The 15,022-nt window shown below is 36.7% G+C and carries 13 protein-coding genes; 9 read left to right on the plus strand and 4 right to left on the minus strand.

Translation table 11 applies throughout. The features are described 5' to 3' along the window. Positions 1 to 19 precede the first annotated feature (19 nt). From ACMAZI_RS04220 to ACMAZI_RS04230, 3 genes are all read left to right on the plus strand, one after another. Positions 20 to 1,480, plus strand: coding sequence for an SLC13 family permease (locus tag ACMAZI_RS04220; RefSeq protein WP_120405289.1), 1,461 nt, complete (start codon positions 20 to 22; stop codon positions 1,478 to 1,480). A 74-nt stretch (positions 1,481 to 1,554) separates the two neighbouring features. Next, positions 1,555 to 3,090, plus strand: coding sequence for a hypothetical protein (locus tag ACMAZI_RS04225; RefSeq protein ID WP_412473714.1), 1,536 nt, complete (start codon positions 1,555 to 1,557; stop codon positions 3,088 to 3,090). Between the two features lie 48 nt (positions 3,091 to 3,138). After that, entirely contained in the window at positions 3,139 to 3,492 is a 354-nt protein-coding gene (locus ACMAZI_RS04230) for a hypothetical protein (RefSeq protein ID WP_412473713.1), read from the plus strand. Between the two features lie 189 nt (positions 3,493 to 3,681). Here the strand turns inward: ACMAZI_RS04230 and ACMAZI_RS04235 are convergent, their stop codons facing one another. Both ACMAZI_RS04235 and mutS read right to left on the minus strand, forming a co-directional pair. Continuing rightward, positions 3,682 to 4,278, minus strand: a complete 597-nt coding sequence (locus ACMAZI_RS04235) for an RDD family protein (protein ID WP_114705445.1) — start codon at positions 4,276 to 4,278, stop codon at positions 3,682 to 3,684. A gap of 87 nt (positions 4,279 to 4,365) precedes the next feature. Continuing rightward, positions 4,366 to 7,080 carry a DNA mismatch repair protein MutS gene (mutS, locus tag ACMAZI_RS04240; RefSeq protein ID WP_334678090.1) on the minus strand — a complete coding sequence of 905 codons (2,715 nt, stop codon included), beginning with the start codon at positions 7,078 to 7,080 and terminating at the stop codon, positions 4,366 to 4,368. Between the two features lie 124 nt (positions 7,081 to 7,204). Here mutS and ACMAZI_RS04245 point away from each other — a divergent pair, with 124 nt between their 5' ends. From ACMAZI_RS04245 to ACMAZI_RS04265, 5 genes are all read left to right on the plus strand, one after another. Beyond that, entirely contained in the window at positions 7,205 to 8,170 is a 966-nt protein-coding gene (locus ACMAZI_RS04245; protein ID WP_114705443.1) for an LptA/OstA family protein, read from the plus strand. Between the two features lie 4 nt (positions 8,171 to 8,174). Then, positions 8,175 to 8,909: an LPS export ABC transporter ATP-binding protein gene (lptB, locus tag ACMAZI_RS04250; RefSeq protein WP_114705442.1), complete on the plus strand. Its 735-nt coding sequence runs from the start codon at positions 8,175 to 8,177 to the stop codon at positions 8,907 to 8,909. Between the two features lie 54 nt (positions 8,910 to 8,963). Further along, on the plus strand, positions 8,964 to 10,415 hold the full coding sequence (gene rpoN / locus ACMAZI_RS04255) for an RNA polymerase factor sigma-54 (protein ID WP_114705441.1): 1,452 nt from the start codon (positions 8,964 to 8,966) through the stop codon (positions 10,413 to 10,415). 71 nt (positions 10,416 to 10,486) lie between these two features. Further along, a complete protein-coding gene (gene hpf / locus ACMAZI_RS04260) occupies positions 10,487 to 10,864 on the plus strand; it encodes a ribosome hibernation-promoting factor, HPF/YfiA family (RefSeq protein WP_158536735.1) in 378 nt (125 codons plus the stop codon). A 112-nt stretch (positions 10,865 to 10,976) separates the two neighbouring features. Next, a complete protein-coding gene (locus ACMAZI_RS04265; RefSeq protein ID WP_114705439.1) occupies positions 10,977 to 11,765 on the plus strand; it encodes a DUF2608 domain-containing protein in 789 nt (262 codons plus the stop codon). A gap of 26 nt (positions 11,766 to 11,791) precedes the next feature. Here ACMAZI_RS04265 and ACMAZI_RS04270 read toward each other — a convergent pair whose 3' ends face one another. Both ACMAZI_RS04270 and ACMAZI_RS04275 read right to left on the minus strand, forming a co-directional pair. After that, complete coding sequence (locus ACMAZI_RS04270; protein WP_114705438.1) at positions 11,792 to 12,349, minus strand: hypothetical protein; 558 nt, start codon at positions 12,347 to 12,349, stop codon at positions 11,792 to 11,794. Between the two features lie 79 nt (positions 12,350 to 12,428). Further along, positions 12,429 to 13,256 (minus strand): mechanosensitive ion channel family protein, encoded by an 828-nt coding sequence (locus ACMAZI_RS04275; protein ID WP_114705437.1) that lies wholly within the window; start codon positions 13,254 to 13,256, stop codon positions 12,429 to 12,431. A gap of 149 nt (positions 13,257 to 13,405) precedes the next feature. Between ACMAZI_RS04275 and ACMAZI_RS04280 the strand changes: the two genes are divergently transcribed. Then, on the plus strand, positions 13,406 to 15,022 hold the full coding sequence (locus tag ACMAZI_RS04280) for an ABC-F family ATP-binding cassette domain-containing protein (RefSeq protein WP_412473712.1): 1,617 nt from the start codon (positions 13,406 to 13,408) through the stop codon (positions 15,020 to 15,022).

Below are 15,022 nucleotides of genomic sequence, written 5' to 3' on the forward strand. Positions count from 1 at the left end.
GGAAACTTAAGAAGACTCTATGATTAAAAGCTTATATGATGAATTTAGAACTGAGTGGAAGAATAACACTGCTAAGTCAGTCATCTTTCAGTTCTTAGGCATCATTGCTTTCTTTCTTGTCTATACTTCAAATTTACCTTTAGAAGAAAATGCTAAAAAATTCTTAGCAATCTTTTCTTATGTTGTCGTTCAGTGGCTACTTTCAAGTACTACTTTATTTATATCAGGTCTTATGGGAGTTGCTCTAACTGTTTTACTTGGAGTTATATCTTTTGAGGAAGCCTTTAGTAGTTTTAGCTCACCAATAATCTTTCTCTTTATGGGAGGTTTTCTCTTAGCTCGCGCGATGGAGAAATTAGGATTAGATCGAAAAATTTCGATTGCAATATTAAGTTCAAAGTTTATCAATGGAAGTTTTAATCGAACACTTGCGGTAATTATCGTTGTAACTGCTACTTTTTCGATGTGGGTTTCAAACTCCGCAACAGCAGCTATGATGATCTCGATAGCTTTTGGTATCTTAAAGTCATTTAAAGTGAAAGAGGATATTACAAAACAATATTTTCTTTTAATTATTGGCTATGCTGCCACTGTCGGGGGAATGGCAACGCCAATAGGTTCACCTCCAAATCTCATTACGATGGGTTTATTAGAGCAGCATACAGGGCAGAGCTTAACATTTTGGGATTGGTTTAAATACGGTTTGCCTTTAAGTTGTGGTTTCATGTTGATTTTATTTCTTTATGCCAAGAGTAAAATTACAGAGGCCATACCTAAGGTTGATAAGAAGGATCTCATCCTAAGCTTAGGAAAGGACCATAAGATTTCAAATAATGAATTTCGTTTAATGGCCATTTTCTCATTAACGGTTTTCTTTTGGTTTGCTCCAACTATTGCAACTTTTGTTCTTGGTAAGGCCAATGCTTTAACCATCTATTTGCATAAGTATGTGACACCGGCCATGGTTGCTATCATTGCATCGTGCTCACTTTTTATGTTTCCAATCTATAGTAAAACAAAGCTATTGGAGCAAGAGGACATTAAGAAAATAGATTGGGGAACTTTGTTACTTTTTGCTTCAGGTCTTTCCCTTGGGACAACTCTTTTTAAAACTGGAATTGCAGAGTATGTTGGAAATAATATCATTACAATATTTAGTAACTTTAGTTTTTCAGTTATTCTAATTTTTATTGTGGCCATTACAATTCTTTTAACTGAGTTAGTAAGTAATACGGCCGCTGCAAATATTCTTGTTCCGATTTTAATTGCGGCTGCAGCAAAAGTTGGTTTTTCAACAACAACCGCAGCTTTTGTCATTGCTTTCAGTTGTAATATGGCCTTTATGCTTCCTGTAGCAACTCCGCCAAATGCTATCGTTTATGGAACAGGCCTCGTTTCAATGAAGAAAATGATCGGATTTGGTGCAATCTTAAACCTGATCGCTTTTGTCGTCCTTTGTGCCATCGTTGCATTCTTCTAAGGTTAATATTTCCTTTTAATTTAGTTTTTCTCTGATTATTAAAATGACCAAAGAATTTTGTCGAAAAGCGCAGTATGAAAGCACTTAATCTATCGATTCTTATTCTTTTTTCATTAAATTCTCTTGCCTTTGATGGTTTATTTGAAGACCTTTCAGAGATGGCCGACTGTGTAGAATGTGTCATTATGGAAGGTGCAAGTGAGGGCCAAGGAGGAGGGTATCCGAGTGGAGGCTTTTCTGGCGGAGGATTCCCAACTACTTCTGGTGGTGGTATGGGTGGGGGAGTTTTTGGAAGCGGTATGGGTGGTTACGGCGTTGGAATCACTAACGAGCTAACTCCAAAGAAAAAGAAGGAGATTGCAAAGCAATTTGCAATGAACCAACTTCAATATCATATTGGCAATTCTGATAAAGACACTATTAATCTGGATGAATACTTCAATAGTGTTGATCCTGAAAATGAGTTAAAACGACAAGATCGCGAAGAAATTGTTGCTGATTTAATTAGTCGCTCGACAACTCCTTTCTACGAATATGATTCTAAAACAGGAGTTGGAAGTTATACCGTTAGCCCAAATATCGATCGTCTAATCAGATCAAGTCAGGCAACGGGATATATTGTTTCTGATGAGTCCTATAAAGATCGTGAACTTGCTCAAGCTTATATTAGTTATCAAGGTGATGTAGACGGTCTAGTTAAATACCTAAAAGATAATTTCTCCGGAGAGAAATTGGCCGAAGCGGCCAATCAATATGCTATGTATACTGGTGTGGATAGTAGCGGCAATTTGACGGATGGTTACTATAAATTAATGAAACTCTCGTTAGAAGAAGGGGAGTTATCTAATGATAAAGTGATGAATTTAATCAGACATGAAATTACGACCAGGGCCTTAGGTGGAAAACCAACACCACTTTCAGGTCTAATTGAGAGACATATTGATGTTACTGAGTCTTTTCGTAATAACTTCGGCGATAACCTCGCTTGTGAGTATGCAAAAGGTGTTTATCTAAACACTAATAAGTGGAAGGAAGAAAGTAGTGCCATGCTACCAAATGGTGCAAGCTCATATCCTCAAATGAATTATGAACAAGAAGAAATGATTAAAAAGCTCAAAGAAAGTGCAGTTGTTAATAATGTAAATATGATGTCTCATTATCAGGCACTCGGTGGTAATTTAGAAGTTCCATGTGGAGACGGGAAGTATCCAAAAGACTATTTAAAGATTGCTATGGATGAAGGTCTTCTAAGCTTCATGGAAAAAGAAGAGTTACAAGCATTAGGTGTTTTGGAAGAGGATTGTTATGAGAATGTTTCAAGACTTGATCTTGCAAAACTTTGCGATGCTGCTTCTATTGCATGGATTCTAGAGAGGCAAACAAGTCGAAACCTACGAATGTCAGAGAAAACAAAGGACTCTAATGTTAAACATCACTATATAGAAGGAAGAGATAATTGCAGTATTACAGTACTTGATAATATTGTTAGGCAAAATGGCCGAACTGTAGATCGAGAAGTTCAGGTTCTCTTAAATAGTGATGAAGTTATTCTTAAAACAAAAAGTATGGACCAGCTTAAGGCCAGTATTAAAGAGCTTTACGACAAATAGTAAGATCTTTGTTGCACGAAATCATAGGGGCAGATAAAATAGAATATTATGGCCCTAAGTTTAAATAAAACTTTTGAAAAATCTTCAAAATCCAAAATTAAAAAACGTATTGAGAGTTCAGATGAATCTCTTTTGGAGATTATTCTCGATCATAAAGAAGAGCGCTCACGTCGTAAGCAAAAAGGTGAGTTAAAGGCCAATGTAAAAAGGCCATGGGATTCTAAAGATAGTGATCAGAGAGATCTCTTTAAGAGTGATAGTGAAGGGTATAATAAATCAAAAGTCGCATCTAAGTCTGTGATGCAGCCTTATAAAGAATCAAAAGCAGCTACATCTGATGAGAAATTAAAGTCTCGCGTTGTTGGGCGCGCCAGTGAAATCTTTTCTGACTTAGACTTTTAGGGGCGCGGGTACCAATGGAAGTTTCAGGTACTTAGCTTACTTATAAGTGCTTAAGCAGCCCTATATAAGTCTCTTTTGATCATTTTATCTTGTGAAAACGATTTAAAACGTAAGTTTAAAGAAAATTATGATGTTTTCAATTGGAAATGAGGGGCTAAACTATTGAAAGTTCCATTGGTACCCGCGCCCCTAAGAAACTTCTTCAAAGAGAGCGATCTGTTGTGCTTCTTCAGGAGTTGATACTTCCGCTTGTGCTAAGGCATATTCAAAATCATCCATACATACTACATGAGTGTGAGAGATAAAGTCTTGAACACCTTTTTGATCTTTCCTAACAAAGTTTAAGGCAAGTGGTAGATACGCTAGTAGGCTAGCAAAGACATATCCAATAGAGCGGCCAAAGCAGTCGAGGGCACTTAATTCTTCTGTCATATCTCGTGAGCTAACAACCTTTAGCTTAAAGAAAGCTTTTCCAAGCGTTTGTCCATTTCCTAAGTAATAAGAAAAAAAGAAATAACTAAAGAACATGATCGCTAGGGATAGGTTTGTTGTGTGGGCCTGAAACGTAAACGTCGAAACTCTCGGTGACGTTGAAATATTTGAAACATAATTATTTATAAAAGATAGCCAAACAAATGAAAGGGCCTTATTGGCAAAGACAATAATGTAGAGGTCACAAATAAATGCATATGCTCTTTTTCTAAGCCTATCATTTCGAAGCTTCTTGGCCGCTTTTGATTGTTTATAATGATCGTAAATTTCTGTCAGTTTCTGGTTTGCGCTCATGCCCTACGTATCGGCATCTAGGCATGGGAATAAAAAAAAGGACGTGCTGAACACGTCCTTGGAAAATATTGCTTATTCTATAATTATCTAGCTAAAAGTAATTTGGTCGACTAATTGATGAAGCTTATTAAGTGCTTGAATTGGCGTTAAGTTGTTAATATCCATTTTTGTTAGATCATCTTCAACTTGTTTTAAATAGTCAGGTACTTCTTGAGTTACTTCAATATTAAAGAAATCAAGTTGCTCACCACATGCAGACTCATCTTGTCCTAAAAGGGCCTTTGAAATATTTGTTTCTTTCTCCATGCTCTTTAAAACATTTTGAGAACGTTTTAAAACAGAAGGAGGAAGGCCAGCAAGTTTAGCAACGTAGATACCAAATGACTGCGAAGCTGCTTTTTCTATTAAGCGATATAGGAATTTTACATTTCCTTTATGATTTAGAGTTTCTACAGTTAAGTTCTTTGCTTGTGGATAACTATCAGCAAGATCAATTAATTCATGGTAGTGAGTAGCAAAAAGACATAGAGCTTTTGTTTCTTCAATAAAATGTTCTACTAGTGCCCACGCAATAGAAAGGCCATCATAAGTCGATGTTCCTCGTCCAACTTCATCAAGAATGATAAGAGAGTTCTCTGTTGCGTGCCTTAGAATCTCAGCTGTTTCGGCCATTTCAACCATGAAAGTTGATTGACCTTTTAAAATATCATCACTTGCACCAAGACGACTAAATAAGAAATCACAGATACTAACTTTTGCATTTTCAGCAGGAACGTATGATCCAATTTGTGTTAGTAATTGAATGATTGCGATTTCACGCATAACTGTTGTCTTACCGGCCATGTTAGGACCAGTGATAAGACCAAAGTATGTTTTTTCATTAAGTTTGAGATCGTGAGGAATAAACTGATCTTTTATAGCAGCTTTAATTAACGGATGCCATGCACCGTGAATATCCATGTCACGGGACTTGTCCGAAATTGTTGGTCTCGAAAATTCTTCATTACGAGCAATCCAAGCAAGTGATTGGAGAGTATCTGTTGTGGACAGAATATTTGCTAGGTTTTGAATAGCATTACTTAGCATTGTGATTTGCTTAATTAAGTTCTTAAAGATTTCTCTTTCTAACTTTTCAAGTTTCTCACGAGCTACCACAACTTCTTTCTCAAATTGAGTTAGTTCTTCTGTTGCATATCTTTCAGAGTTTACGAGAGTTTGCCTACGTACAAAGTTTGCAGGAACTTTATCTGTATGAGTTTTTGATACTTCAATGAAGTATCCAGCAACATTATTTGATTTAATTCTCAGCTTTTGAATTCCAGTCTCTTCACGGTATCGATTTTCAAGTTCAACAAGGGCCTGGGCCGTATTTTGTGAAACTTTAGCAAGACGATCACGTGTCTTATTTGCACCTTCCTTAATTAAGTTTCCTTTATCGAGGCTTGCACCAATTTCATCATTGATCGTTAACTTAATTTCATTGCGAAGTTCAAAAAGACTTTCTTTTGCTTCTTTATTTAATGTTCCAAAGACATTTGTAGGAAGCTTCTTAAGAGAGTTTAATAGATCTTCATAGACATCAACAGCACTTGCAATATTAAGAAGGTCTCCGGCATTTGCACGATTTGTCGCGGCCTTTGCTAGAATTCTTTCTAAGTCGCGTACGTTGTTTAATGACTCACGCGTATCTTGTAGAAGTTCATCATTTTTTAAGAAGTACTCAATTGTATCAAGACGATTTTTAATTTCTGCCTTACTCGTAAGTGGAGATGTGAAAATCGTTTTAAGTTTTCTTGAACCCATTGAAGTCTTTGTCTTATCCATAAAACCAAGGAGAGACTCTTTATAGGTTTCACGAGACTTTGGCAGTATCTCAAGTCCTGTTAGAGTTGGTATCGTCACTTTCATTGAGCCTGTTTCATCACTAAGGCTAAAAGTATGAAGGTGAGAGAATCCTTCGTGGTTTTGAGTTGAACAAATATAATATGAAAGGGCACCAATTGGTTCTAATACCGTTTCATTTTCTTTGATAACTTGGTCACGTTTATAAGTCGGAATTAATTTTTCAATATAGACACTCGAGTACTTTTCTTTAAAGTATTCTTTTGAAAGGTGAGTAACTAGAGTCCCGTTGTGTTCATTTAAAGTCGCAACATTTTCATACTTATCCCATTGACCTAGGTATGTAAGAAATTCTTTTGGTGCAAGAACACGAAGCTTTTCAATAAAGTCCTCAAAAGTTTCAAGAATAAAACCTTTGAAGAATCCTGTTGTGAAGTCGATTGTGATAATTTCAAAGCGTCCATTTGTTTCATTACAAGCGACAATGAATTGATCTTCTTTTGAGTCGGTCTTATCGAGATCAAAGGGCATCCCTGGAGAAACAACTTGAGTTACTGCACGCTCAACAATTCCCTTTGCTTCTTTTGGATCTTGGACCTGTTCACATATTGCAACTTTTAATCCTTCTTTTGAAAAGCGATCAATATAAGTTGCGGCCGCATGATGTGGAATACCGGCCATTGGAATTTTGTGCTCTCCAAGTTTTCCTCGGTGAGTAAGAGCAATATTTAAAATCTTAGAAGCGTTAATTGCATCTTCAAAGAAAACTTCATAGAAGTCACCCATGCGAAACATTAGCATGTGGTCGCGATATTGGGTTTTTATCTCGTGATACTGGGCCATCATTGGAGTTAGCTTTACTCCTTCGGCCACGATTTTCTCAATCTCTAAAGTCATATTATTGTTTCCCATATGTGTTGTGTATTCCTGAGCGATTAACTCTACCAAATACGCAACCATTGGAAAAGACTCCAATACTTACAATTGGCATGACGCGGATATTTGTCGTAAAATAGAAGGACGTAAATAGCTGATTATTTACTCAATTTTTAAGGAATTTATTTTGCTAAGCGTTGGACAGAGGTTGTCAATTTGGTTATTTCTCTTTGGCATCTTCGCTTCTACATATATGGGACTCTTTGTTACTTACAATACAACGGGTATTGATGAGAGTATGAATGAGCTTCTTGATCAAGACGTCTACTCATATTTTAAAAATGTGAAGTACTTTAAAATGTCTGATAAGCAAGGACGTTATCATTTAGATGCTGCTGAGGTTTCACAAAATTTAACAACCAATGTTTTGATTCTAACAGAGCCGAGTGGGGTTCTAATAAACGACTATCAGTCGCAGCCGATGTATTATGATGCCTACACAGGTGTAATCAATGTTAATAAGAAGTATCTTTCGTTAAGAGGAAATGTCATCTTAAGAGATCCAAATATTCGTATCGAGTCTGACTCAATGACATATTCTGATAATTCCCAAATGGTAAATTTTCAAGGAAATGCAAAATCATCATCTAAGAATTTCGATGCTGCTTATGAAATTGAAGTTGGCGCAGATAATCTTTCATACAATCTCTCAAATGAGTTAGTTAGATATGATGGAAATGTAAAAGGAAAGGTAAGTCGAACGAGGGCCTATGAAGATGATATCAAATTTGAGGCCAACTCGATTGTCGTCGATAAGAGCAAGCGCAATGCCAATTTGAGTGGAAATGTAAAATTTCTTAAATCTCAACTAGTTGCAAGTGCTCGAAATGGCGAAATCTACCTAGATAATTATAACAAAAAGCTCAAGTATTATGCACTTTATGACGATGTGGTTATTGAGGAAACTGTTTCTCCTAAAGGACAGCCACCTTTCAAAAGGAAGGCTTTCAGTGAGAGACTCGAGGGATTTATGGCAGAAGAAAAAATCGTTCTGCTAGGTCTTCCAAGGGTTTATCAAAAGAAAGACTTATTGAGAGGTAACACAATTGTTCTTAGGCGAGACATCGAAACCATTGAAGTTGATGATGCTAATACGAATTTTAAAATAAGGTAATAGCATGTCAGAAGAAATAGCACAGTTATCAGCTCATGGTTTAAAGAAAGTTTACGGCGGACGAGAAGTCGTTAAAGGCGTAAGCATCGATGTTAAGCAAGGAGAAGTTGTCGGTTTACTCGGCCCAAACGGTGCTGGAAAGACAACATCGTTTTACATGATGGTTGGGCTCGTTAAAGCAGATGAGGGTAGTATTGATCTCTCAGGTGAAGACTTAACGGAGCAGCCAATTCATATTAGGGCCCTAAAAGGTGTTGGATATCTTCCTCAGGAAGCTAGCATCTTTAGAGATTTATCGGTTGAGGCCAATATTTACTCGGTACTTGAAAACCGAGACTTACCAAGGGCCAAGAAGAAGACACTTCTTGATAACTTGATAAGCGACTTTGGTCTTGGACATATCCGTAAGTCTCTCGGTTCAGCTCTTTCCGGTGGGGAAAGAAGAAGAGTTGAGATCGCACGAACACTGGCATTAGAACCAAAGTTTGTCCTTCTCGATGAACCTTTCGCTGGAGTTGACCCGTTAGCCGTTAATGACATTCAAACTGTTATTAACAGCTTAAAAACGAGGAATATTGGAGTCCTCATTACCGACCACAACGTTAGAGAAACACTTGGAGTAGTTGATCGCGCGTTTATTATGAGTAGTGGAGAATTACTTGTAAGTGGGACACCGGAAGATATTGTAAACGATGAAAGAGCACGGAAGTTCTATCTTGGTGAAGAATTTAAAATGTAGCTAGACCAATAAACTAAAGTAGAGGTCTGGTTACGAAATGAATAAGGAACCACTATGGCCACTAAACTTTCACAAAGTCTAAATCAGTCTCAACAACTCGTGATGACGCCGCAACTTCAGCAGGCGATTAAACTACTCACATTAAGTCACTTAGAAATGACAGATGTTATTGCTAAGGAGATGGTTGAAAATCCGATGCTAGAAGAAGTTTCCCATGGTGAGGGAGATTACAAACTAGATAAGTTAGAGAATCAATCTAAAGAAGCAAAGGCCGACGATTTTAAAGAAGAGGCCATGATGAGTAGTGGTGACGATATCGACTGGCAAAAGTATGTCGATAGTTACAACTCAACTACATATGAACCAAATATGGCAACACCATCTCTTAGTCCAGATGATATGCCTAATTATGAAAATATGGTTTCCAAAGGTGCTTCACTAGCTGAGCACTTAGAGTGGCAGCTACGTATGGAAGACCTTAACGATGTGGAAATTGATTTTGCAATTGAGATCATCGGAAATATTAATGATGATGGTTATCTCTCATGTAAGTTTGATGAACTAATTGAGACTTCAAACCTTGAGCGTGAAGAGTGTTTGGGAATGCTGGAGCTTGTGCAAAGACTTGATCCTGTAGGATGTGGTGCTCAAGACCTTGTTGATTGTCTTCTTGCTCAGGCGCGTATCGCTGAAGAGCGTTCACCTTTACTAGAAAAACTTATTCGTTTTCATTTAACGAATCTTAAAAATAGAGATTATAAGAAAATTACAGCTGATACTGGTGTTGCAGAAGAGCAGATTATTGAAACAGCAAAACTACTTCATAATTTTCATCCAAAGCCAGGAAGACTTGTTGGTGGGGGAGAAACTCATTATGTAACTCCTGATGTTTACGTAGTTGAAATCGGTGGAGAGTTCGTTGTTCAGGTTAATGACGACGGTGTACCAAGATTAAGAATTTCTAAAATGTATCAGGATATGCTTAATCAAGCAGAATCCCTACAGAATAAAGAAGCTAAAGAATTTGTGGAAGAAAAACTTAAGTCGGCTTTATGGCTAATTAAGTCTATAAATAAGAGACAGAGAACAATTGACCAAGTGGCAAAATCAATTGTGAAAAAACAGCAGCAGTTCTTTAAAAAAGGACCTAAGCATTTAAAGCCAATGGTTCTAAAAGATGTTGCCAATGAATTAGGAGTTCATGAGTCGACAGTTTCACGTGCTACTTCAAATAAGTATATGCACACACCAATTGGAATGTTTGAATTAAAGTATTTTTTCAACGCTGGAATTGGTGGAGATAAAGGTGGAGTGGATGCCGTAGGTGAAGTTGTTAAGCTTAAAATCAAAGAGCTTGTAGACAATGAGAATCCAAAGAAGCCTCTATCAGATCAGAAGATTGCCGACCTTTTGAGTCAAGAGGAGATGAAAGTAGCAAGACGTACAGTCGCTAAGTACCGAGAAAGTCTTGGCATTTTGTCGTCGTCAAAAAGAAAAGTAAAATAGCTCGATATTTTGGAAAAACAGCCGATAGGTCAGTTCCAAGATACTTTATATCATAGAGGAGAATGTATTTTATGAAAGTTACAGTAAGTTTTAGACACCTTGAGCATACGCCAGCACTTGATGAGAGAATCCACGAAAAGTCAGAGAAGATTGCAAAATATCTGGACGGTAATCTCCATTTGAAGTGGAGCTGTGAAGTAAGAGATGGTCGCGAGCACTATGCTGAAATTGAGGTTCTAGGGCCAGGGTTTGACTTCCATGCTGAAGCTCATTCGGAAAACCTCTACAAAACAATTGACCTAGCAGTTGCTAAAATTGAAAAGCAAGTGCAGAAGAAAAAAGAGAAAATGCGTAATCGCAAAAAGATGCCTCATAAAGATATCGAGATCCTTGATCCAGAAAGTGCTTGGCTTGAGCACGAGCCTGATATTGATGATATGGCATCTTAAACTTATTTCTTAAGTAAAATTAATATCTAAAATAAGGCCTTCTAATAAAAAAGAAGGCCTTTGTCTTTTGTTGCTCTTCTTGCTAAGCTTCTCGCCTTAGAAAGGAGACCTTATGAAATTCTTAATTTCATTTTTATTAATTTTTAATACTTTTGCTTATGAAGAAATCTCTTCACACACTAACTTTTATAAGAAAGTAACTCACTATGCTTTAAAGAATAAAGTCGCTCCAAGTGACATTCTTGTCATCTACGATATTGATAATACTTTACTGCGTTTTAAAACGAGTTTTGCTAGTGATCAGTGGTTTAACTGGCAAAAAGATCAGATAAAAAAAGGATGCCCAAAACACTGTATCGCAAAATCTGTTGGGGGAGTGCTTCAGTACTCGTATAATGCGACTTTCTTGTCACGTATGTTACTTGTCGAAAAAGAGATCCCATCGCTTATCAGAAGCCTTCAGGAAGCTAATTATGGGGTTGTTGCTCTAACATCACGTGGGCCAGTTAATCATCCAGCAACAATTCGTGAACTGAATCGAAATGGCGTTGATTTTGATAAGAGGAATGCACCGAAATGGCCATTTTCTACTAAGCTGAATGGGCGAAAGGTTCGTTATGCAGATGGTGTCTTCTTAACGTCAGGGTTAAACAAAGGTGAGATGCTTACTTATCTTATTAATCGACCTAATTTAAAAAAGAAGTATAAAGCGATTTTCTTCTTAGATGATCGATTAAAGCATGTGAAGCATATGGATAAGTGGTTTAAGGGAAAGCTTGATGTTAATTCATATCGATTAACAACGACAGATAAAATCGTTAAGGCTTTCGAAGAGTCTGATAAGAAAGAAGTAATAAGAGTTGGTGAAGAATTTAAAGCATTGATGAAAGATTTAAATTAAAAAAAAAGCCTTCTTAGAAGGCTTTTTTAATATGATCTTGTCGTACAAAAAGTATTCATTCCAATTGTTGTACATTCAGTTTTTCCTGAACTTCTGCTTGTGCGAAAACTACCATCCCAGCTGTCTTGATCATGTTGTCTCATTGTAAGATAAGCAGATAGTGATGTTCTTTCTTGTTCAGAGAGATAAATGCTTTCTCCATTTTCAACTGCTCTTGATAACTCTTTAAAGTCGATATCGGCATCCTCTCTAATTGTGAGCATTCGCATACTTAATTTAACGGGATATCTTCTCTCATCCCAATTCTCTTTTATATGTCTTTTATTTGCTTTCTTATATCGCTTTCCATCTGATGATTTAATTGCGAATAGTCCAAATTTAAAGATTACACCTTTTTCATTTCGCATTTCATAGTTATCCACATGCCAATACTTTAATCCATCGCTTCCAATAATAAGACCTTGGTCTTCATCAAAGTAAGATCCAGCTTGGTCAAAAGGAGCAAGTTTTGTTGGAAAGATACCTGCCTGTGCGCTTGAAATAGAAATTAGCATGATAAGAAATATACCAAAGATTGATTTCATTTATTTCCCCCTATCGAAATATGAACAATCTATATCGTCGGGGGAATGATGCTGTCTAGAGACAAAATGACACTACTAATTAATTGTAGAACTCGCGCATAAAGTCTTTAATAATCTTTTGTTCAACTGTTCCTTTTGTGCGAAAAGGGGCCGTGATTCTTACATTTAATTCAATTTCTTCCTTTGAATTAAAAGTAATTTGAACTCTTGGCTTTAAAAGAGGGGTTTCAAGATGAGACTTTGTAAATAGCTTATTAAGAGCTCTTTGGGCCACTTCAAAATACTCTGAACAATAGAAGTCTGCTCTTTCAAGAAGTATTTGCTCTGCTTTTTCCCAATCATCATGAGGGTCTAATATTATATTAAAGCTATGGAGAACATAGCTTTTTAAGAATGTTTCATTTGTTACCTTACAGCTTAGAAATACTGAATTTGGGATAATGATGGAGCGTCCCGTAAAGTTATGAGAGTTCTTATTTGGCCCAAATTCTAAGAGAGTCGTTGTAAAAAGATCGCGATCGATAACGCTTCCTCTTCTTCCATCGACTTCGATAGCATCACCAATTATGAAGCCACCAGAGAAAGTTTTATAGATTCCACCAATTAAATTAAGGGAGAATTCCTTTGTAATAAGGACGATTGCAACAAGAACAGCAGCGAGTGAAAAGGCCAAGTTTTTAATCTCTGCCGAATATATATACAGTGCAATAAAAGCAAATAAAATAGTAAGAGAGATATTTGTATTAACAACATAACGTCTTTTCTGCTCTGTAGAAACGGACTTTGTCTTCTTTAGTACAAAAGAGACAAAGTGATTAATAAAATAGAAAAGAATAATCAGTAATACTAAATATACTGACTTTTTAATTTCACCATTTGCATTAATAAAAATATTCTCTAATTTCATAAGCTTAATTATAGTCTCAAATCCATAAATCCAGAATAACTATTTGCACAAAATTGCAAATGTTAAAGACATAGTTAATAACATAGTGATAAAATTAATCAACCTGAAAATCATTTATAAGTAATCAAAAATAAAGGACTTTTGTTCATATGCTTAACGTTTCCAATATTTCAAAAATTCAAAGTAGTGAAACTCTCTATTCAGGAGGAAGTTTTCAAATAAATCCAGGTGAAAAAGTTGGTCTCGTCGGTCCAAATGGAGCTGGTAAAACAACACTATTTCGAATGATTATTGGAGAAGAAAAGCCAGATGAAGGACAAGTATCATTTCCCGATAAATTACGTTGGGCCTATTTTTCACAAAAAGTAGGTGAGCTTGCGGGCCAAACAGCTCTTGAAGTTGTTATGTCTGGAGATGATAAAATTTCAAAATTAGGTGAAAAACTTAAGGTTTTTGAAGAAAAGCTGGCCGATTGCGCCAATATGAGTGATGACGAAATGAATGATGTCCTCATGAAAATGGGTGATGTTCAATCAGAGTTTGAAAAAAGAGGTGGCTATGACCTCGAAACTCGCGCTGAAGAAGTTCTGACTGGACTGGGGATTATGCCAGAAGATCACGGGAAGATGATTGAAGACTTCTCTGGTGGTTGGAAAATGAGAATCGCCCTTGCGCGAGTTCTTGTGATAAGTCCTGATCTCATTATCATGGATGAGCCGACAAACTATCTTGATATGGAGTCGATTCTTTGGCTTGAAGATTGGCTTAAGACTTTTGAAGGGGGAATCTTTATGACGACCCACGATCGCGACTTCATGAATAATGTTTGTAATAAAATTATTGAGATCGCTCATAAGAGAATTACCACATACTCGGGAAATTATGATTTCTACGAAAAAGAAAGAGATATTAGAAGAGAGCAATTAATCGCTCAAGCTTCAAGGCAAGCTGATATGTTGGCCAAAGAAGAAGAATTTATTGCAAAGTTTAAGGCCCGCGCTTCTCATGCGGCACAAGTACAATCTCGTGTGAAAAAATTAGATAAAATTGATCGCATTGAAGTTCCTGCTGAAGAAGAAAGCATAAGTTTTCAATTTCCAACACCTCCGCGAGGTGGAGATGATGTTGTTATTATTAAGGACCTTGCAAAGTCTTGGCCTTTAAGTGAAGGAGCGCAACACGATGTCTTTGATGGCCTTTCAGTAACTGTTAAAAGAACAAATAAAATTGCAGTTGTGGGTGTTAATGGTGCAGGTAAGTCAACGTTATTAAAATGTATCACTGGCCATACAGACGCAACAAAAGGAAGTGTTAGTATTGGCCCAAGTATTAAACTTGGCTACTTTTCACAATATTCACTAGAGGTATTAAATCCTGAATCATCAGTTTTTGATGAAGTAAGAAAGGATCTACCAACAGCTAGTGATGGATATATTAGAAACCTTCTTGCGGCATTCTTATTTCGCGGGCAAGACGTTGATAAGAAAGTTAAGTATCTCTCTGGAGGAGAGAAGTCGCGACTTGTTCTTGCAACTCTTCTTTCACAAAATAATAATTTTCTGGTTCTCGATGAGCCAACAAACCATTTAGATATTAAATCGAGAGAAGTCCTCTTAGATGCTCTTAAGAGATATGAAGGGACGATAATGTTTGTCTCCCATGATAGACACTTTTTGAGTGAGTTGGCCGAGCAGGTTTACGAAGTCGATAAAGGTGAAGTAAGAATTTTTCCTGGGAACTATAAAGAATATTTGGAAAGGATTTAA

The organism is Halobacteriovorax sp. YZS-3-1, from assembly GCF_047084945.1.
In the GTDB taxonomy this organism is placed as follows: Bacteria; Bdellovibrionota; Bacteriovoracia; order Bacteriovoracales; family Bacteriovoracaceae; genus Halobacteriovorax_A; species Halobacteriovorax_A vibrionivorans.